This window comes from Burkholderia sp. BKH01, assembly GCF_025685725.1.
GTDB lineage: Bacteria > Pseudomonadota > Gammaproteobacteria > Burkholderiales > Burkholderiaceae > Burkholderia > Burkholderia pyrrocinia_C.
Genome location: NZ_JAOTQT010000001.1, coordinates 469387 through 489019 on the forward strand (window position 1 = coordinate 469387; position 19633 = coordinate 489019).

At 58.9% G+C, this 19633-nt stretch carries 19 protein-coding genes and 2 pseudogenes; 15 read left to right on the forward strand and 6 right to left on the reverse strand.

The genetic code is table 11. From position 1 onward, the window contains the following. From sctJ to OEJ37_RS01980, 3 genes are read right to left on the reverse strand one after another with little or no spacing between them, the layout of a single operon-like run. Nucleotides 1-822: a type III secretion system inner membrane ring lipoprotein SctJ gene (gene sctJ, locus OEJ37_RS01970; protein WP_411859219.1), complete on the reverse strand. Its 822-nt coding sequence runs from the start codon at nucleotides 820-822 to the stop codon at nucleotides 1-3. Nucleotides 823-858: 36 nt separating this feature from the next. After that, complete coding sequence (locus tag OEJ37_RS01975; protein ID WP_174418838.1) at nucleotides 859-1245, reverse strand: type III secretion protein HrpB2; 387 nt, start codon at nucleotides 1243-1245, stop codon at nucleotides 859-861. Between the two features lie 36 nt (nucleotides 1246-1281). Beyond that, a complete protein-coding gene (locus OEJ37_RS01980; protein ID WP_175919770.1) occupies nucleotides 1282-1851 on the reverse strand; it encodes an HrpB1 family type III secretion system apparatus protein in 570 nt (189 codons plus the stop codon). Between the two features lie 286 nt (nucleotides 1852-2137). Here OEJ37_RS01980 and sctU point away from each other — a divergent pair, with 286 nt between their 5' ends. The 12 genes from sctU (at nucleotide 2138) to OEJ37_RS02040 (ending at nucleotide 13050) form a co-directional block, all read left to right on the forward strand. Further along, nucleotides 2138-3196, forward strand: a complete 1059-nt coding sequence (gene sctU, locus OEJ37_RS01985; protein WP_174418840.1) for a type III secretion system export apparatus subunit SctU — start codon at nucleotides 2138-2140, stop codon at nucleotides 3194-3196. Nucleotides 3197-3211: 15 nt separating this feature from the next. Further along, complete coding sequence (gene sctV, locus OEJ37_RS01990; protein ID WP_263343014.1) at nucleotides 3212-5323, forward strand: type III secretion system export apparatus subunit SctV; 2112 nt, start codon at nucleotides 3212-3214, stop codon at nucleotides 5321-5323. A 15-nt stretch (nucleotides 5324-5338) separates the two neighbouring features. Next, on the forward strand, nucleotides 5339-6013 hold the full coding sequence (gene sctP, locus OEJ37_RS01995) for a type III secretion system protein SctP (protein ID WP_174418842.1): 675 nt from the start codon (nucleotides 5339-5341) through the stop codon (nucleotides 6011-6013). A gap of 299 nt (nucleotides 6014-6312) precedes the next feature. Next, entirely contained in the window at nucleotides 6313-7314 is a 1002-nt protein-coding gene (gene sctQ, locus OEJ37_RS02000) for a type III secretion system cytoplasmic ring protein SctQ (RefSeq protein ID WP_244130793.1), read from the forward strand. Continuing rightward, nucleotides 7298-7948: a type III secretion system export apparatus subunit SctR gene (gene sctR / locus OEJ37_RS02005; RefSeq protein WP_174418844.1), complete on the forward strand. Its 651-nt coding sequence runs from the start codon at nucleotides 7298-7300 to the stop codon at nucleotides 7946-7948. Before sctQ ends, sctR begins: the two co-directional genes overlap by 17 nt. Before the next feature lie 22 nt (nucleotides 7949-7970). Further along, nucleotides 7971-8234, forward strand: coding sequence for a type III secretion system export apparatus subunit SctS (gene sctS, locus OEJ37_RS02010; protein WP_174418845.1), 264 nt, complete (start codon nucleotides 7971-7973; stop codon nucleotides 8232-8234). Between the two features lie 235 nt (nucleotides 8235-8469). After that, complete coding sequence (locus OEJ37_RS02015) at nucleotides 8470-9192, forward strand: hypothetical protein (protein WP_244130794.1); 723 nt, start codon at nucleotides 8470-8472, stop codon at nucleotides 9190-9192. Between the two features lie 141 nt (nucleotides 9193-9333). Next, on the forward strand, nucleotides 9334-10383 hold the full coding sequence (locus tag OEJ37_RS02020; protein ID WP_263343016.1) for a secretion protein: 1050 nt from the start codon (nucleotides 9334-9336) through the stop codon (nucleotides 10381-10383). A gap of 55 nt (nucleotides 10384-10438) precedes the next feature. Beyond that, nucleotides 10439-10687, forward strand: coding sequence for a type III secretion protein (locus tag OEJ37_RS02025; protein WP_174418848.1), 249 nt, complete (start codon nucleotides 10439-10441; stop codon nucleotides 10685-10687). 126 nt (nucleotides 10688-10813) lie between these two features. Beyond that, nucleotides 10814-11101 (forward strand): hypothetical protein, encoded by a 288-nt coding sequence (locus OEJ37_RS02030; protein ID WP_174418849.1) that lies wholly within the window; start codon nucleotides 10814-10816, stop codon nucleotides 11099-11101. 112 nt (nucleotides 11102-11213) lie between these two features. Then, complete coding sequence (locus OEJ37_RS02035; protein ID WP_174418850.1) at nucleotides 11214-11669, forward strand: CesT family type III secretion system chaperone; 456 nt, start codon at nucleotides 11214-11216, stop codon at nucleotides 11667-11669. A 265-nt stretch (nucleotides 11670-11934) separates the two neighbouring features. Continuing rightward, on the forward strand, nucleotides 11935-13050 hold the full coding sequence (locus OEJ37_RS02040) for a hypothetical protein (RefSeq protein WP_175919776.1): 1116 nt from the start codon (nucleotides 11935-11937) through the stop codon (nucleotides 13048-13050). A 12-nt stretch (nucleotides 13051-13062) separates the two neighbouring features. Here the strand turns inward: OEJ37_RS02040 and OEJ37_RS02045 are convergent. Further along, nucleotides 13063-13224 (reverse strand): annotated as a pseudogene (locus tag OEJ37_RS02045) (IS6 family transposase); the annotation flags it as partial. A gap of 529 nt (nucleotides 13225-13753) precedes the next feature. Here OEJ37_RS02045 and OEJ37_RS02050 point away from each other — a divergent pair. Then, nucleotides 13754-17683, forward strand: coding sequence for a hypothetical protein (locus OEJ37_RS02050; RefSeq protein ID WP_263343017.1), 3930 nt, complete (start codon nucleotides 13754-13756; stop codon nucleotides 17681-17683). Between the two features lies 1 nt (nucleotide 17684). Next, nucleotides 17685-17936: pseudogene (locus tag OEJ37_RS02055) on the forward strand (transposase); the annotation flags it as partial. 92 nt (nucleotides 17937-18028) lie between these two features. Here the strand turns inward: OEJ37_RS02055 and folE are convergent. Further along, entirely contained in the window at nucleotides 18029-18655 is a 627-nt protein-coding gene (folE, locus tag OEJ37_RS02065) for a GTP cyclohydrolase I FolE (protein ID WP_175919778.1), read from the reverse strand. A 210-nt stretch (nucleotides 18656-18865) separates the two neighbouring features. Here folE and OEJ37_RS02070 point away from each other — a divergent pair, with 210 nt between their 5' ends. Then, nucleotides 18866-19087: a hypothetical protein gene (locus OEJ37_RS02070; protein WP_175919779.1), complete on the forward strand. Its 222-nt coding sequence runs from the start codon at nucleotides 18866-18868 to the stop codon at nucleotides 19085-19087. Here OEJ37_RS02070 and OEJ37_RS02075 read toward each other — a convergent pair. Continuing rightward, nucleotides 19068-19454 (reverse strand): cupin domain-containing protein, encoded by a 387-nt coding sequence (locus tag OEJ37_RS02075; RefSeq protein ID WP_244130796.1) that lies wholly within the window; start codon nucleotides 19452-19454, stop codon nucleotides 19068-19070. The genes OEJ37_RS02070 and OEJ37_RS02075 overlap by 20 nt on opposite strands. Nucleotides 19455-19633: the final 179 nt, after the last annotated feature.

Below are 19633 nucleotides of genomic sequence, written 5' to 3' on the forward strand. Positions count from 1 at the left end.
TCAGTTTGTCCGCTGACGGCGGCGCAAGTGCGCGGCAAGTTCGGCAACACGCCCGCGCCACCGTTGTCCGCCACCGACTTCATGCATGCCCGCAATCTCCCGACGGCGCGACAGCAGAATAAGCAGCGTCGCCACCACGACCGACACCGCGGCCACCAGAAGACCGGCCAGCCAGAACGGCATGGACGACATCACAGGATGCGGTCGCGCAAGATCGACAGAATCCGCGGCAACCGCCGTCACGCTGACCTGGTCGTAGGTCAATCCCTCCACGCTGTGCATAACGAGCGTCTTGATCTGCGGAGTCAGCGCGCCGATGTCGGCGCTCGACCGATACTTGATGAACACGGCTGCTGATGACGGTTTGACCGTCTGCGCAAGCGGGTCGTTATTCGGAAGCACGATCTGCACACGTGCAACCAGCACACCATCGATCCTCGACAGTGTCGACGACAACTCCTGAGACATCCCGTAAATAAAGCGAATTCGTTCCTCGGTCGGCGTCGAAACGAGGCCATCCTTCTTGAAAAGGTTTCCGAGGTCATCGAACTTGCTGCGCGGCAAACCGCGCGCGCGCAGTACCTCCATCGAGCGAACAAGCTGATCGCCATCGACGTCGAGCTTCCAATTCTTGCCGCCGTCCATCGTCTCCTTCGATGCGTCGACGCCATTCTCGAGGAGGGCGACCACCATCTCGTTGACGTCCTGCTCCGACAGGCCGGTGTACAACTCCTTCTTGCAACCGGCGAGTTGAAAGCTCAACGCGAACACGCAGAGAAGCCGCGTAGCAAGTCCGTAAATCGACATGCGTCCAGATATCATTCTTTACAGTCCATCAGGCGGCCACCGACTCAGGTGTCACTGGTTTTTCATCAACGTCTCGATAGCAGTTTTCGATGAGTTGACGACGCTCATCTTCGCCTCCATGTCAAGCTGGGTACTCGCGATCTCGTAAGTCAGACGAATTGTCTCGACGTTCACCTCGCTCAGGCTGAGCATAGGTGCTCGTCGCTCGACATCCGCGATGTCGTTTACGCTATTTTGAATTTCCGTGTCCTGCGCGGCCGCAAGCCTTGAGACAGTCTCAAGCCTCGTGCTCTGCGACTCGTGCACGGGTTCCATCGGTGCCTTCCGCATCAATGCGCTGAATTTTTCTGCCAAATGAGGCTGCGCATTTCCTGCGGTTCCATCCGTGAGTTGCTCAAGCGACATTTTCAGCGCGGTTCGACTGACGTCCACGGTCATATCCGATCTCGAAAAATTGGGGGTGTCAGAGACCGCTCATGCGCGCAACGTAGCGCCGTATTGCGCTATTTCGATCCTCTCCGTGACCGGCTGCATTTCCTCCTGAGTCGACTTTTCAAGCTCGGAATTCAGTTCGCGAACCGACGGCGGCGGAACGAACGGACCACCATTTCGATTCGCCTGTACTGCCTTCACCAGGTCCTCGCGCGCCTGAAGCGCCTTGACGAGCACCAACGTGTCATCGTTCGGATTGTTCGCCAGGGCCTCGGCAGCGTGCTGTTTCCACGCGTCGTCGCCCTTCGTCGACAGGCAAAACGCGAGCAGGGCTTTCCCATAGACGAAATGCGGTGCAGTTGCACAAACGTCGGACAGCGTGCGAATGGCATCGTCCCATCGTTCGCAAGCCATGCACAGAACACCATCGAGCATCTGAATTTCGGCCACATTCGGTCGCATCACCCGCAACGCATCGAGAATCAGTTCAATGTCGTACGGGTCCGCCGTCACTTTCGGAAAAGTCCGTAGGAGCGCAGTGGACACCGTCTCGATCAACCCACCGACGATCTCGGGGCGGCATTGCATGTATTCCGGTGCATCGGCTTTCATTTCTTACCCTCCTGAACCTGAAATTCATTTGATCAACACGGCGCCCCCGACATGCCGCGATACCCGACTGAACCTTAGCAATCTTCGAGTCGCGACGTCCTCGCCATCGCGAAATGGATACGGCAAATGCGAAATCCATGCACATTTCATGCGTTAGATGTTCGCACTGCTTCGCAAACTGATCACTTAATTCGTACGGGCGATTCGTCTTCCATCCTGCGACTGATAAGGTAACTTCGGACGACGCACCGAGCGCAGATTCCGTATTCGATAGCCGAGCCGACGCATGAGCGACGAAAAGACCGAGGAACCTACCGACAAGAAGCTGCGTGACGCGCGTAGGGACGGTGAAGTATCTCGCAGTACGGATTTCTCTGACGCCGCGGCGATGTCGACTGCGGTTCTATTTCTGGTTGCGGCCGCCGGTCATTTCGGCGATGCGATGCGCGCGCTCGTCAAGGGTGCTCTAGCGTTCGTTTCCGCCGACCATTCGCTCGTCGAGATGACCGCGCAGCTCTACAAACTCGGCGGCATCGCGCTATGGGCGATCATGCCGCTCCTGTTCGTCGCGGCGCTCGCAGGCGTCGGCGGGTCGGTCCTGCAAGTTGGACTGCAGATATCGCTGAAACCGGTCATGCCGAATATCGGCGCGCTCAACCCGTCCGAAGGATTGAAGAAGATTTTCTCGCCGCGCACCGCGATCGAGTCCATCAAGATGGTCATCAAGGCCATTATCGTATTCTGCGTGGGGTGGAAAACGATCGTATGGCTGTTCCCGCTCATCGCCGGATCGCTGTACCAATCGCCGCTCGATCTTTCACGAATACTTTGGGAGATTGTGGCGAAGTTGCTGTTGGTGGCGGCGGGTCTATTCGTTCTGGTGGGTGCGGCCGACGTGAAGCTCCAGCGCTTCATGTTCATGCAAAAGATGAAGATGACGAAAGACGAAGTGAAGCGCGAATCCAAAAACGACGAAGGTGATCCGCTTCTCAAAGGCGAGCGCAGGCGGATTGCGCGCGAACTGGCGACCGCACCGCCACAGCATCAGGTCGCACAGGCGAATTTCGTCGTCGTCAATCCAACCCACTACGCGGTCGCGGTTCGCTACGTTCCAGACGAGCATCCGCTGCCCCGCGTGGTCGCGAAGGGTGTCGACGAAGCGGCCATCGCATTGCGGCGGACCGCGCAAAACGCCAACGTACCCATCATCGGCAATCCACCTGTTGCGCGCGCGTTGTTCAAAGTTGGCGTCGATGATCCGGTACCCGAAGAACTGTTCGAGATAGTCGCAGCAATCCTGCGCTGGGTCGACGCGATCGGCCCGCGTCGGAACGACCAGGACTGATTCGCCGGAGCGTCCATGTTCAAGTCGTTGAAACTCCCCGCAGGTGGCGAAATCGGAATCGTCGCCCTGGTCATTGCAATCATCTCGTTGATGATACTACCGCTTCCGCCGGCCGTGATTGACCTGCTGCTCGGAATCAATATCACGATCAGCGTTACGCTCCTGATGGTGACGATGTACGTCCCCGACATTGCCTCGCTGTCTGCGTTCCCTTCGTTGCTGCTGTTCACGACGCTGTTCCGGCTGTCGCTCAACATAGCGTCTACCAAGTCGATTCTGCTGCATGCAGAGGCGGGAAGCATTATCGAGAGTTTCGGCCAGCTTGTCGTGGGCGGTAACCTTGTCGTGGGCCTGGTCGTATTCGCAATCATCACGACCGTGCAATTCATCGTAATTGCGAAAGGCTCCGAGCGTGTTGCAGAAGTTGGTGCCCGTTTCACGCTGGATGCGCTGCCCGGCAAGCAAATGAGCATTGATGCCGATTTGCGTTCCGGCCTGCTGACCACCGATGAGGCGCGAAAGAAGCGCGCGACGCTCGCCGTCGAAAGCCAATTGCACGGCGGGATGGACGGCGCGATGAAGTTCGTCAAAGGTGACGCGATCGCCGGTCTCATCATCACGATGATCAACATCGTTGCGGGAATTGCGGTCGGCGTTGCGTACCACGCGATGTCGGCGGGCGATGCGGCGAATCGCTTCTCCGTGCTGTCTATTGGCGACGCGATGGTGTCGCAGATTCCGTCACTGCTGCTGTCCGTCGCCGCAGGCGTGATGATCACGCGAGTCACGGACGAACGCGACCCAAAGCGGCGCTCGCTCGGCGACGAGATCGGTCATCAGCTCGGTTCGAGCGCTCGCGCTTTGTATTTTGCGGCGTTTCTTCTGCTTGGCTTCGCCGCCGTGCCGGGATTTCCCGCAGCGCTGTTCGTAGTGCTCGCCGTCGCGCTCGCATTCGCTGGCTATCGACTTTCACGAAAGGGCTCGCCATCGTCCGGCGCGGCTCACGGACTAGAGCAGGAGGCGCTGCGTGCGATGCAGCGTTCGGGCGCAAAATCGGACGTCCCTCCGATCCTGCCTCGTGCTCCTCAGTTCGCTTGCGCTGTCGGCGTTCGGATCGCGCCGGATCTCGCGTCCAGTCTTGCGCTGCCGAGACTCGACGAAGCGCTCGACCGCGAGCGTGCACGCCTGCAGGACGAACTAGGCCTTCCTTTTCCCGGCGTGACGATGTGGATTCATCCAACGCTCGCCGCGGCGTCCTTCGAGGTACTGATCCACGATGTGCCGCACCTTTCCGTTACGCTTCCGACCCACAAGACGATGCTGCCGCATGAGCATCACCTGTCGCCCGGTCACACCGTACTGACAGACGTACAGAAGGAGCGTCGCCGGGACTTGATCGAACAAAGCGAAACCGGCCCGCCAATCGACGCAGGAGGTCAAGCGACCCATTGGATCGACGAGCAAAATGCCACGGCGAAAGACATCGTATGGCGCGCCGAACAGATAATTGCGTATGCATCGGTTGCTGCGATACGCACTCACGCGCCGCTCTTTCTTGGTATCCAGGAGGTTCAATGGATCCTCGATCAGATGGCGACAGACTCCCCGGGGCTCGTCTCCGAAGTGCTGAAGATCCTGCCGTCGACGCGGATTGCCGATGTGCTGCGTCGTCTGCTCGAAGAGCAGATATCGATCCGCAATGTGCGTGCGATCATGGAAAGCCTGATCACGTGGGGAGCGAAGGAAAAAGACATGCTGATGTTGACCGAATACGTTCGCGGCGACCTGTCGCGCTTTCTCGCCTATCGTGCCGCGCAAGGCGAACGCGTGTTGTCCGCCGTCCTGTTTGACCTGCAGGTGGAACAGCACATCCGCCAGGCGATCAAGCAAACGCCAACAGGAAATTTCCTCGCGCTACCTCCCAACGAGGCGACACTGCTTATCGATCGCGTTCAATCGTTTGTCGGCGCGGATCCCCGCACTGATATCGCGCTCGTAACTTCGATGGACATCCGCCGTTATGTACGCCGAATGATCGAGCAGCGGCTCGACTGGCTGGCCGTGTATTCGTATCAGGAACTCGGCGAACACATCGAGTTGCGCCCGATGGGCCGCGTGTCGCTCTAGGGTTGATGGTGCAGCATGGCGCATATCACTTTCCGTCAATTGCGCATCATCCCGGGCAGCGCGACCGCGGCGCCGAGTGCAACGTGCGAACGTCGATTCAACTTTGCTGCGCTCGCACGGGGCCGAAAGCATCGCGGCTCGACTACACGAATCGACACGCAGGCCCTGCCCGACTCGGATGCGGGTTTGTCGCCCGCGCAGCAATCGGGCTCGTATTCGGATGCAGCTCCTCATGTCGGCAACGCGACAATCGCACCGACTGCGTCGTTCGACGAACCGCTTGACGGCAATCCCGTCACGGGGCCAGCCACGTGCTCAGTCGATACGCATGAGTCGTTCGAGCATGTCCGTCACGCGATCACCCCTGTCGTGTCAGTCATCTTCGAACGGCAGGAGCGCGCTCTGCAGATCGTTAGCCTGTTGACGCGCGAGATCGGCACATTCTGCAGCGACCGTGCGATCGTGTCAGCTGGCAATTGGGAAGTACAAGTACCGCTCGATCCTGAACTGCTACCACACACGACGCTGCATGTCGCGCTTTCGCGTTTCAACATCAGAATTCGGTTTGACGTTCCCGATGGCGAAACCCGTGATTTACTCTTGAAGCATAGCGTGCTGCTCGAACGCGAACTCGACAAAGTAATGCGCTCTTGGGGCGAGGCTCGCGACATCCACCTATCTGTGTGGTAACTAGCTCCTAACGCATGGCCTCACCATTTCACGTCGATCCGACTACCTTCCGTCCCCGCGGCCTCGTTGCCCTCGGGCCGGGCGAACCATCAAACGCATCCGGCGGCTCGGCAGATCGATCGGCGTCGTCGCAACCTCCGGCGCGACAAAATGAGGCGCCCGCCATTGCACCGTTCTCGCCGACTCGGATTGAACCCACGGTCGCACGCGCATCGAGGACCGTATTCGACGCCCGCGTCGGAGCACTTGCCGCGTCTGTACCCGGGCTCACATCATGGAATGTCTCGGTAGTCGACGACTTGCTTGTTTTCATCAATCGTCTCGTCGACGCGGCGGTGATCGAACTGTCTATTGGGGCAGCCGGCGATATGAGCGCATTTCCCGTTTTCGTCGCCATCGATCTCGACGCACACCCCGATCTTGACATCGCGGCTTACCCGGAGCGTGGCAACGCGTGCACACGCACGGCGACATCCGAGGAGATGGCGATAAGGCAATCCATCGCCGGTATCTTGCTGGATCCGCTCGTCAAGTGTCTTGATCACCTCGGACTTCCCTCGCCGTGCGTCGTATCGGTCACGCGACGGTGCTCTGCAGAGCGCGCCGACGACTGGGCCGGTCACCCGGCCGTGGGACTGTCGATGACGCTCAACGAACGCCGCATCGACTGTGCGATCAGCCTGCCCATACGGGGCTACGACATCGTCGACGCACTGCTGCGGATGCACCCCACGTCTCGCAGGCCGGCACTGTCGATACCTGGTGCTCTGATCATTGGCGTACGGCCTCTGTCGGTCGACACGCTCAACGCCCTGGAAGCTGGCGACGTACTCTTGCGAAGCCTATTTCCTCACTTCGACGCGTCGCTGCTCCCGAATGGCATGCCAGCCAAGGGATCCCCGAGCGCCGTAGCCGCATGGGGCGCGAGAGGACATATACGCCTTCACGCAGCAGTACGAATTGATGATGGATCGTTCGTCATCGAAAAGGAGCCTTTCATGTCAGAAGAAGCCAGCCCGGCAAGTGCCGAGATCGACATCGCCTCGACATCAGAACCCACCCTGGTCGGCGAACTCGAGCTCCCGGTGCAGTTCGAGATCGACACTGTTTCGCTGCCAATCGAGCAGCTGTCGGTGCTCGAACCCGGTTATGTCATCGAACTCCCAGTGGCAGTAGCGGACGCACAACTGAGGCTCGTCGTGCATGCTCAAACCGTCGGCTACGGGGAACTCGTGGCTGTCGGCGAGCATCTCGGCGTTCGCATCATCCGGATGGCGCATCGTCATGGTACAGTTCAGTGACATCACCGGGCTGCTGCTCGTTGTCATCGCAATCAGTTTGTTGCCATTTATTGCGATGGTCGTTACGTCCTACGCGAAGATTGTCGTCGTGCTTGGGCTGTTGCGCAATGCCCTTGGCGTGCAGCAGGTTCCACCCAATATGGTTCTCAACGGTATCGCGATTCTGGTATCGCTCTACGTGATGGCGCCTGTAGGCATGCAGGCGGCGAAGGCGCTCGACGAACAGCAACTCGCCTCGCAATCCTCCCAGGCCGTGATCCAGGCGCTCGGTGCGGCACGCGAGCCGTTTCGGTCGTTTCTCGAGAAGCACACTCGAGAGCGCGAAAAGCGCTTCTTCATTCGATCCGCGTCCGTCGTCTGGCCGAAAGAAGAAGCATCGCTCCTGAACGAGCGCGACCTCATCGTTCTCGCCCCGGCGTTCGCGCTATCGGAATTGACTGACGCGTTCAAGATCGGCTTTCTGCTCTACGTCGTGTTCATCATCGTCGATCTGGTGATCGCCAATGTGCTCCTCGCGCTGGGGCTCAATCAGATCACACCGACCAACGTCGCCATACCATTCAAGCTGCTGCTGTTCGTTGCCATGGACGGTTGGTCCGCGCTGATCCACGGCCTGGTCATGACTTACAAATGAGCGCGCCCGACCGTCAATCGCCATGGAAATCGACTCGCTGATCCGTTTCTCCACACAGGCCATGCTGCTATGCCTGACCGTCTCGCTGCCGCCCGTGATCGTTGCTGCCGTGGTCGGGCTTGGCGTGTCGTTCGTGCAGGCGATCACGTCATTGCAGGATCAGACCTTGCCGCAAGTCGTCAAGCTGATCGCGGTCACGATCACGATCGTCGTCGCCGCACCAACAGGCTGCGCGGCGATCCTGCATTTCGCCGTTCAGATGATGCAGCTTGCCGTCCCGCAATGAATGCCTATCAGCGGGAGATTCTCCCGAGGCGGCTCTCATGAATCGACCATTTCGTATACCTAATAATCCGTCCCCGTCAGCCCAGCTTCAACAGTCGGCAGACGCACAACTGCGCACCGCCGATCGGTTGGCCGCGCGCAACAGCGCGCTGACAGCAGCGCTATATCGCGGTACAACAAATTTCACGTACAGCAAAGACCCGGCACCTGGCAGCAGGCCTCTGAGCTCCCCCAAGATGAATGCCCTCGCGAGAAAGCGCAAGATCGCGAACCGGTCGCGCCGGAACGTCGCCGGCAACGGCGGTGGCGACGACGGCGACGACGCGCCCGTGCCTCGCTTCGATCCTGGACTGGGTGTGGACCGCGATCGCGGTGGACGGGGGGGGCGGGAGCAACCGCAGGACGAACCTACGGACATGGCACCTCGCCGGCCGCTACCTCGCATACGGATCGCCGAATCACGCGTCGTAGCCCCACTACGCGGTCGTTTCGATGTGATCGCCGAACTGCATGCGACACCCGGTCAGGAAGGCGAGCGCGCGGATGCAATTTCCAAAGCGTGGGAAAGCGCAATGCGTGGACTCCGCATGCTCCCCCCAAATACACCGCGCGCGGCAGAGATGCTCGAGATATCGTTGGATTTTCTTCTCGTCCAGCGACGCATCGGGCCGATTCCCATCAGCACGCTCGCCAAGCTGCGCGACTCTACCCCTGACGCTCAGGTTGCTGTCGAAGCTGATCGCCTGCCTGACCAAACAACGCATGACGACATGCGGCGCTTCAATCTACTCTTTCCGTTAGTGTGGTTACAAGCTGGCATGCCGAGGACAACGCTTCGTCTCGATCGCGAGATCGCCACGTTGCATGCGATCCGCAATGGACTTCCAATCCACTCGACGGCAACAAGTGAGATCATGCCGGTTCGGAAACAGACCATTCATGACACATCGATAGGATAACAAATAAATCGTTTCGCATAACCCTTATCGCTTTCGTATTTGCGTCAAAAGAACCGATACGCGTACCTATACTGTCGATTAGTCAGTGGATTCCCAGGAGCGGATCTCCCCTATTTTCCATCATTGCCCTGGAATGAGACCATGAAGCTGTTACGGATTCTGACAGGTGTCCACGCGGGTGCGCAGTTGCAGCTTGCGATCGGCACGCATCGAATCGGTTCTGACGACGGTGCCGACATCCGCTTGACCGACTGGCACGTCGCCGATCTTTTGCTGCACGTCACAGACGACGTCGTGCACGCACAGTTCGTCGAGCCGGATGTCGAACGGTCGACGCCTGCAGCAGGCGCGCCCGAAGCGATTCAGTTCGTCGACCTGGTTCCGATGCAATTCGATGGCACGGTTCTCTGCGTAGGGCCCGACGCGACCGTATGGCCGTCCGACTTCGACCTGCTGTCGACCCTGATTTTACGGCGTGAGAACCAGCCTGTCCGGGGTCGTCGTTATGCGCGCACGGCGACGGCATGCATTGCGCTCGTTTCGCTAGTGCTTGCGGTGGTTGCAATATCGACGTCACAAATGAGCCGGGCCGCTCCACCGCCGAACGTCGGCTATCGCGCTCAGCGCATCGTCGGGGCACTCGCGGCCGCTCACATTGACGGGCTGCAAGCGCGCCCGGTCGGCGAAGCAGTCGTCGTAACCGGGATGGTCGCGCGCGCGACCGACGCCGCGGCTGTGCGCACGCTGCTCGCGGGAATCGCAACTTCCGGCGTCGTGAGCCGATACGACATCGCGCAACAGGTTTCGCACAACATCGAGGATTCGCTCGGCGTTCCTGGTGCGCAGGTCGAGTATGCGGGCGGCGGCCGCTTCGTGGTAAAGGGTTCGGCGGGCAGCCGTGAAGCGCTTGAAGCAGCCGTCGCACGGGTCCGCTCCGATCTCGACCCGAACGTCACGGAAGTCACCGTCACCGCGCCGGAATCGGTCGCGGAGGCGGCAGCAGCAAATTCGACGTCGTATGCGGAAATGGTCTCGGCGGACGACGTGCAATACGCGCTGACTTCTGACGGCATAAAGCACATCTACGTGACCGATAAACCGACCAAGGCGGGAGACAACGCGCCCATCCGCGGCAACGCGCCTCCTGCACACTACGACGTGCCACCGCTTCCACCGAATATGCCGGGTTGATCATCTGCGGCCGATCGTACGCCGCTGCCACGCCTACTCTCTGGAGAATCTTTCAATGTATGAGCCACTGGAACCTTTTGCGCGAGACTTCAACGAAGTCCGTACTCTGCTGGACGACCCAGCCGGCGATGGCCGGCTCCGCGAGCTGTGCATCGCAATCGAAGCGGTCGCGGAACGCCTCGGCACCGCACCTGCCTTGACCGACTTCGACCGAAGCAATCTCGCGAAGCTGTATCGCGGGTTTCTCGCGACATCCCGTGTACTCACCGGATTGCAGGAAGCAGAAAAGGCGCCGGCAACCTGACGCGCGCCACTTGCAGGTGTCATGCCTGCCTGCATCACGAGCCTGTCTTGCTGCGTGGATGACGACGTTCAAACGCGGGAGAATCGGCATTGATCGTAAGTAGTCTTAAACTAGAGCGAGGTCACTATGGCACTCTCACTTGGCAATACTCTCAATAATCTCAAAAGTGGTTTCGACGTGGTCGACAGTGCGGCGAGCACCGCATCAAATGTCGCCGCCAGAGGGGCAAGCACAACGCAGGGTGGTACCGACGCGGCGTCAACCCAAGCCCAGATGCAATCGATCAGCAACCAGATGAACACGATGACGCTGGCTTCCGCGCAGATGCAGCTCCAGCAGGCGATGACCGCGGCGCTCACCAACGTGATGAAAAGCGGTGCCAGTAACGTCAAGAGCGCGGCGCAAGGCGGCTAATCGACGTGCATTCCGGATGCCCGACCTTTCGGGCTCCGGGAACCCGGCCAGCTTCCAGGACACTGGCCGGCTCTTTTTTTGCTACGCCTATCGGCCATCGTATTTTTATGGCATGAGCACCGAGCGCTATACCCGATTGATTCAGGATCTGTGTGCGATCGTCGGACTCTCCAACGTCGACAACGTGCTGAAAGCCCGCACGATTGAAGTGGAAGGCTTTGACGTTCGCTTCGATTGTTTCGACAGCGACGCAGAAGCGATGTATGCCAATTTTCATTTCGGCACGGTAACGGCTGGCCGGACATTGACAGTATTCAGATTGATGCTCGAGGCGAATCTGCTCATCTATGCGCAGGATCAGGCCCAGCTCGGCATCGATACAGACACGGGCGGCATCATTCTGATTATTCGGTTGCCGTTTAGTAGCGGTATCGACGGTCAGGAACTGGCCGACCTGCTCGCCCATTACGCGGAACATGGTCGCTACTGGCGGCAAAACATTATCGAATCGAGTGATGAAATGTTCGAGGGTATCGCTTCAGGTGAATATTTCTGGCTGCGCGCCTGACGCGCCGCCCGCCGCTGCGGTCCGTTCCATGTGCAGGCATCCCCCGTAGGCAACGGCATTCGGAAGTTGAGACCGTGCCGCCATGAGGCCGGTGCTATCTGACCGCCCTTGAATAGTCTGCTCTACTCTTCGACGGGGTCAATTCGCTAATAGCATGGCAGTCTCACGATCGAGCAGGACAGCAAGCCGACGCGGCGGCTCCTCGGAATGGTCACGACCGCGTCCCGAGAGAGTACTTCAAGAACTTGCCAGGGAAAGCTGGAACATGAAAGCTGGGTCTAATCGCGGCGTGATCGCAAATGCATTTCGCCCCCAATCCGTTTCCCCCGATGACACCGCACGCGTAGCACCGCAAGTCGCAAGATCCGACCGTGCCGCTGGCTCGCTGTCCGGACTGAGCGCGCTTGACACTGACGTAGTCCAGCGCGTGTCGGTTCGACCGCCCAGATGCTCGGCTACGAAAGTGCAGGCAGTAACGAGCCGCGCGCCCCTCGGCACAAGCCACCAACTGACGTCCATCGAAGCCCAGATTGCGAGAACGTTTGTCAGGCCAGAGCATCTTTGCGCAATTTCGGCAGCCGCCCGGTCGGGCGCTTTTGCGGTCAGCTTCCGCGCAAGTGGCGAGTTGACTCTGAAGCGCTTGGCTTCCGGCGCGCCTGCCAAAGGCCACGACATCCTCGAAAAGACGATAAAGCCCAGTTCTCTGCAAGAAACCTACGGCGCGGATGCCCAACGCAGGCTGGCGCAGATTGAACGAGCGGACATTGATGGCTATGTCGGACATTGGGCCGACGACAAGCTGCTCGGCCTCTATATGGGCCCAACTGCGAATGAGCGCGACACACCCGCGTTGCTCCACGCGCTGAAATCGACACCTTCGGGCCAGAGCTACTATCCCGTCAATCACGACGATCTCGAAGGCAGCCTGGCATTGCTCAAGAATACGCCAGGTCCATTGGGGACGATCGGGTGTTTCTGGAAGAGCCTTCCCTACACAGGCGACTACGACATGCACGACATGCTGAATATGGCGGGGCATCGCGCTCCTGTGGCAAGTGGCAGTCGCGACGAGCATCGCATCATGAAAACGCTCAATGTCGCCATCGGTGCGATCGATCCGGTACGCACGGCATCGTCAGGCTCACATAGGCTGATACAGCACGGTCCTCAGTACAATTACATCGCGCATATGCGGGTGAACGAGCCAGGTGCCATGATCCACAAAGCCATGGCACAAGCGTCGTTCCCACTTGCAATGTGTGATCGCGGGACATGGAGCGTGATCGAAACGCCCGAGGAACTTGAGGCGTTCTACCGGCAGCACGGTGTCGTGCTGAAGGAAAAATGGCGGCCGGAATTGTCGAATGCGCTCAGGGTGTAGCGCGGGACTAGGCTTCCGGTCACCGCTGACCCTGATATAGGTTTCGTCCATCCGCCAACTCTTGCCGACTGCACGTGCCACATACCACCGCACACACCGCAGGATCACGTCCAGCGGATAGTGCAGTCGTATCAGTACCCAGGCGATACCGGATGGAAATGTCTTTCGCAGCATCTTCGTCCGGTTGGCCTTCGCAGGCTTCGTCAATTTCCGTATACCGAATACGCTCTATCGCGACAGAAACGCGGAGTCTTGGGGCCCACAGCGCGCCCGCATGTGTGAAACCAGATTCGTATATGATGAGATCGTTTCGCATTGCAGACGATCCATATCGATCAGAGCGCTAGTATTTAGAATCCGACGTGCGGGTGGCGCGACGTACCCGCCCCCCCTTTTTTGGCCAAGGATCGTCTCCATGCCATCAAGCGTTAGCAACAGATACAACAACTCGGGCTCGCATCCCGATAATTCTCCGCAGAATTCGACTCCCTCCCCTACGAATCCGCGTAACCCGCCGACTCCCTCGGGGGCGATCAGTCCCTTGACGCCGCGCACGCCCTCACAGCCGGGTATGCCGAGTGCGTCAGCCAACATGTCATCGCGGCTCGCACCCCATCCGGCACTCCAGGTTTTCCCGCAACAGTCGGCGCGAGCGGCAGTCGTGGCCGACACTGCCGCGAATCGCCACAGCCAAAGAGCATCCATGCTCAATAAGCTGGAGCACCGCTTAAACTACGGGCATGCCACGGCCGCAGAAAGTGGCTTCGTCGGTGTTGTCCAGAACACCCGGTTTGCAACCAACAACCTATTCGAGAAGATCAAGGCTGGTGTCCAACATGAAAGTCGGCCTTCGGCCGAAGACATGCGGCTGTCAACTACCGTTCTGCTCACAAGTGATTTGCAGAAACCGGATTCGTCGCTGGGCTTGGCCAAAGAGAAACTATCTGCTCAGCTGCAAAAGGATTGCGGGATCAGCGAGGTCGATGCAAAGCAGCTCGCCGGCGCCGTGGTTTCCACTGCAGTAGACAAGATCGGCAAGATCCTGCAGGAACATAAAGACGGTATTCACGCCAAGATTTGTGGAATTATGGATTTCTCGACCTCGCGCGCCATCAACAACGCGGTCGTCGACAGCAAACCCGTCCGATCGATGGACGCGAGACGGGGCGTGGACCGACGGCACACCTTCGGTCACGACTCGATGCCCTCTGGCCGGGCGGAGATCATCAGGTCCGTCATGTCGCACGAGAACATTGGCAGGATGATCGGGCGGGATTGTCAGGCATTCGCAGAGGATGTCAAGGCAGCGGTTCAGAACCTGGCCGGAGCAGAATCAATAAGCCCCCACACCGCCATCGACTGGGTCTCGAACAAGCTGCTGGTGAAAAGTGACGTAATGCGGCATCTTGGCGGAGGCAACCTTACTCCGGCCCAGGAGCTGGCCCGCGATGCCCTGACGCAGAAGGCCGCTCTCAAGCTTGTGGACGCGTTTATGTGCCCCCGTCCCGAGATCGTGCGGCAGCACGCTCAGGTTTTCGAGGCTGCGCTGACAAAATATGCGAGCAAAGTCGGCGCAGCGCTGAACGAATCCAAAGACCCTGAATTCGACCTGCAGGTCAAACCCAGCCTGGAGGCTGCGCGCAAGGAGGCGTGGGCCGAGATCCATGACCGCTGCGGCCAGTACGTCGGCATGGATGCACAACAGAGCCGGATGTTGAAGCACATGAATCAGCAGCACTCCGACCTGAACTATGGCGTGGGACGCATGACCACGACTGCGGGTAACACACTCGCGCTGGCGACCATTGCTACTCAGTTGCTGGATGGTGCCACCGTCAAAGCCCTCGCGCTTGCTCCCTACGCGGGGCATTTGGTCAAAGGCACGGCGAGGTTCGCGGCCACCATGGCCACCAACGCCATGGGCGTAGCCACCCAGCAACTCTCGGGAGACATCACCTCCAACGCCAAGATGTTACGACGCTATCCCGACGCGGATATTGCGCCATCACTGTGGTCCAACGTCATCAAGAGCACCAACTTCAAGGCCAACCGAGAGATCATCAAGACCTGCGAAGAGGTCATCGATCGCATAAGGCATGCTCACCGCTCCGACTCGCCACCCGACGTAGTTCGGAATCTCGCGGAGAGCACCAGCGGCCTCTTGCATCACTTGCAGACAAGGTTCGCCATTGCAGGCGCGGCCACGCGGTTCCTCAGGGACAACCACCACTTGATCAGCGTTCTGAGAGACACATGCGCGGCGCTAAAATCGGAGGGTCCACTAGGCTACGAGGTCCAAATTCTGGACACCATAGTTGCAAAAAGTTCCTTCGGGAAGATGTCCAATGAGGCGACCTTTCTTCGGCTGGCCCTTATTGAACTCATGTTCGATTTGGATGGAGGCTCGGCGGGGTCGCACAACATGCTGACTCAGTTCGCGGCGGACCAAATCAGCCAGATTCGATCAGCCGACAAGCAGAGCTCTTTACAGAGAAGACTCAGCGCCTCGGCCGATACCGCAGCGCTCACGCTCAAAGACGACGTCATCACTCATCCAAGGCATGCGGCCGAAATGATGGTGTCTATCAGTGCGGATCTGAAAGGGCTGGAAGCCGCCAAGTCTTCGGCACAAACCCAATTCCTGGACCACACCGCCACCGACTCCTCGACGCGAAGCACTGTCCGGGGAGCGATGGTCAACACCGTGATCCCCACGGCAGGCGGCTTCGTGGCCGCCATCCCGAGTGCGGTTGCAGGAACGATTGCGGCGCCGGGCGTGGGAACCGCAGGCGTGAGCGCGGCAGTGAGTCTTGTGACGAACCATATCTTCGGCAAGCTTGGCGCGCTTGTGGCTGGAGAAACCGTGGTGAAATACGACGCCAAAGCAGCCGTAGACGCCCGATTGTCCAAGTCCATCTTGCCTGGCGAAGGCACCAAGACAGCCGACGCTATCGCCAAGAATATCGAGCAAGCCTGTGCGCCCAATCTGCAGAAGCAGCATGACGCACAGATCGATGCCGTGGTCATCAGCCGAATTGATGATTTGGCCGACTCTGTAGCAAAGCACCGTGCTCAAATCGGCAGCATTGAAGCCAGACTGCTGCTCAACATGGGCATCCCAGATATCGCACGCCGGATGCCAGCCCTCGAACTGATGGTCCAGCATGAGAAAGACGTTGCCGACACCAACACCGCCGAACGGACCATCAGCCGCGGCGCGACCATCGCGCCAGTCATCAAGCAAGCGAAGGACGACGTCGCCAAAATTCACGATGTCGCTACGACACTTGGCGCAAACCCGCCGGCGAATACTGCCGACCTGGTGTTCACAACCCGCAGCATTCGCTCGAGCAAATCCTCGAAGTCCGAGCGCCTCGAAGAAAAGATCAGAGGTGCACATACTCAATTGGGCAAGCTGCCAGAAGTCGCAGGGCGGGGCCGGCAACTGCTCGACGATCTTGCGCGAGCCGCGATTCATCTGAATCAGACCCATGGGGTACGCATGGACGAGAATGCGCTGACCAACCTCGTGACCTCGTTGGTGTATCCGAATGCCACGCTAGGCAAGGAGGATCTGGACCGGTTCCGACAGCGTCTGGGAGAGGGCAACGTATTGTCGGGCTCGCCAAGTAACGACCTCTCTCTCGTCGAGCAGCTATCAAGGTTGCCCACGCATCAGGCATACGACTTCAACGCGATCCGGAAAGAGATCAGGAAGCACCAAACCCAGATCACCGTCTGCGAATCGGACATCGCGCAACTGGCCACCGATCACTTCCACTACAGGCAGGATCAATTTGATAACGTTTCCGATCGCTTCAATATCTACCACCGCGCGAACGTCAGCTATGACTCGTCGCAAATGCAGGCACGCAGCTATGCTGAAGTCAGCGGCCCCGGCTTGGCCCGCGTAGGAGCACGACTGGCCATGGCGGCAAGCGGGGGTACCGTATCCGCTGCAGTAGGCGGTGTTTCGACTGCCCTTTCGTCCGCCGCGCAGCCCCTGCTGGGCACAGACAATGCTGTCAACAATGGATTCCGTGCAGGCATGGCGATGGGCGGGCAAATCGCCTCGGCCCTCAACCCGACGCAGGCGCCCCTCCTGCCGGCCTCCCGGTCCCGCGCAGCAGAACGCCCGTTGCTGAAGCCCGACGATCTGCGGAACCAGGAGGGCCACGCTCCATTCACGTTCCGAGAACAGGGGATGGCTGGCGCGCTTCGCCGGATGGACAACGATACAGCCGAGTTTCTGCGTCAACTGCTTCAGGGCAAGACGACCCACAAGACAATGAGTTTGGACCGCCGTGGAACGCTGCCGCACCCCACCCACCAAGGCAAGATGCTGGGCATGCCGAAGGTCGCTGACCCCGACTTAGGCGCACGCTACGATAAAATCGAATCGCAGGCAAAAGCTGGTGAAGGCCGCTCTGCCAAACGGCGCATTGCCGGCGAGGTGGGAAAAGCCTTCAGGGAGTCGTTCAACTCAGCAAAATTCGCTCTGAAAGCCCTAGCCCCCTCGGATGCACGCGCCGCGGCTAGCATCAACAAGCTGCAAGGCGAAATCATCCGGGAAGTGAGCGAAACAGTGCAGAAGCAGCCATCGGTCCGCCATTCCACCCCTACGGAGGATTAAACTGCGCTGGCGCGACCTGCCCGCCGAGATGGGTCGCGGCTCGGGTGTGACTTGCTGGCGACGGCTACGCGATTGGCAGGCTGCGGGCGTATGGGATCGCTTGCACGAGTTGCTGCTCGCGAAGCTGCGAGCAGCAGACCAAATCGACTTTTCGCGAGCCGCCGTCGAATCGATGATGAATCGACGGTGCGATGCGCTTCTTTCGCAGGGTACTGCGTTCGAACCCGGCACCGCGCAGGATCGTCACCGACCAGTTGCGCAGCTATCGCCGCACACTCAGTTTACCAGCGTCTTGATTGGGATCTGCTCGCCATGCTTGAGCCAAGTCTCGCTCAAAAATGGCTACTATCGATTGATGACACGAAGAAACTCGTTGCGAGCCTGGACATTATGGTCGAATTCGCCAACGAAGGATTGCGTGATTACGCGCTCGTCGCCGCGGCGATTTTCGCCCATGAGCAAGCACAGTTGTTCGGCTTCGATCATGCAGGCTGCTCCCCGTGCCTCACCATAATTAACAAGTGCTGTTGCAATCTCGTTTGTAATCCACTCTTGGTACGTGAAACGATGGCTGATCGCATCGATCATCCGAGCGATACGTCCAAAGCCATGCAGGCGCCCTCCAGGCAGGTAGGCCACGTGGGCTACGCCGCGAAATGGCAGCAAATGATGTGGGCAAACACCATGGACAGCGATGCTGCGGATGATCACCATATCTTTCCGATGATCATCGAAGCCCATGCCCAGCGCCTCAGCAGGATCAACATCGTAGCCGTCGAGCAAACGTTTCTGCCAGAGTTCGCACACACGTTGTGCCGTGCGGCCCGTATGTGAAGCGTCTATTTCAATGCCGCTGGCTTTGAGCAGGCTACCGATCGCCATTTCGAATGCGATGGGATCGAACTGACCGGTACGCCGAATTTCCATAGGCGATTGATTGTGCGCATCGCATGCGCTTTCATTTTTAAGCATGCTGTCTTCTCTTATAAAGGCCGAACCATTTTTCAAATGTCATTATCATGTTGAAAAAGCCATTATCCGTTCGACTAGATCCTGCTCGAATTCAACATTTGCCTTTTCTATGACGTATACCTCGATGCCAGAATGACGGCAGCGGAATGCCTCCAGTAGTGGTGGCCGTAACCGCAGCGAAGAGCTCGCGCGAAACCCAGATTACCGGCATTGGACATCGCTCAGATCAGCAGTCCGGCCAACCAGCATTCGGTCACGCAAGGCCACGGCCGCAAGTTGATTGTCGCAACCTTCGACCAGCGCTATCAAGTGCTTCCGTCCGATGAACGGACTGCCGTTCAGGTCGTGAGTTTCGTCGACGAACAACTCATCTGGATACTTGTTCTTTCCGGCCAGCCTGCGCAGGTCGCGATTAGTCCGACTTGGACTTGATCGTTAACGGAGCGTCCGGGGTACCGGCATAGAACACAATCAGTTCAACCGGTTCGTCACCACTTTGACCCCGATGCGGTGCGTCAACCATCTCAGGTAACACGTCTCCCGGGCCGATCACTATTGTCTTCCGGTCGCTTTTTCGGATGACCGCTAGGTGGCCAGAAAGAACATAGGCGACGTTGATTACCGGATGGATATGCCACGGTAGTTCGCTATGTGCCGCGATCTTATAGCGCAGTACCGATATCTCTGGCTGGCCGTCCGGATATGCTCGATATTGAACGCCGTCCCACGAGCGCGTTGTTTTCAGCAACTGTGTCACTTCGACCTGGGGCTCGACCGCTACCGCCGTCGGAATATGCATGGTACCGGCAAGCAAAGGCAGTGCAGATACCAGGATTGGTATAACGCGCGTTCGGACTGAGGGATGGCAAATCATAGATCAAGCCCCTTCGTTGAACAATGAGGTTACCCGGTAATCGCTGATCGGTGGATCCATCGCCGTCGTTGCTGACGAATCAGCTTCCAACGGTATGAATGACG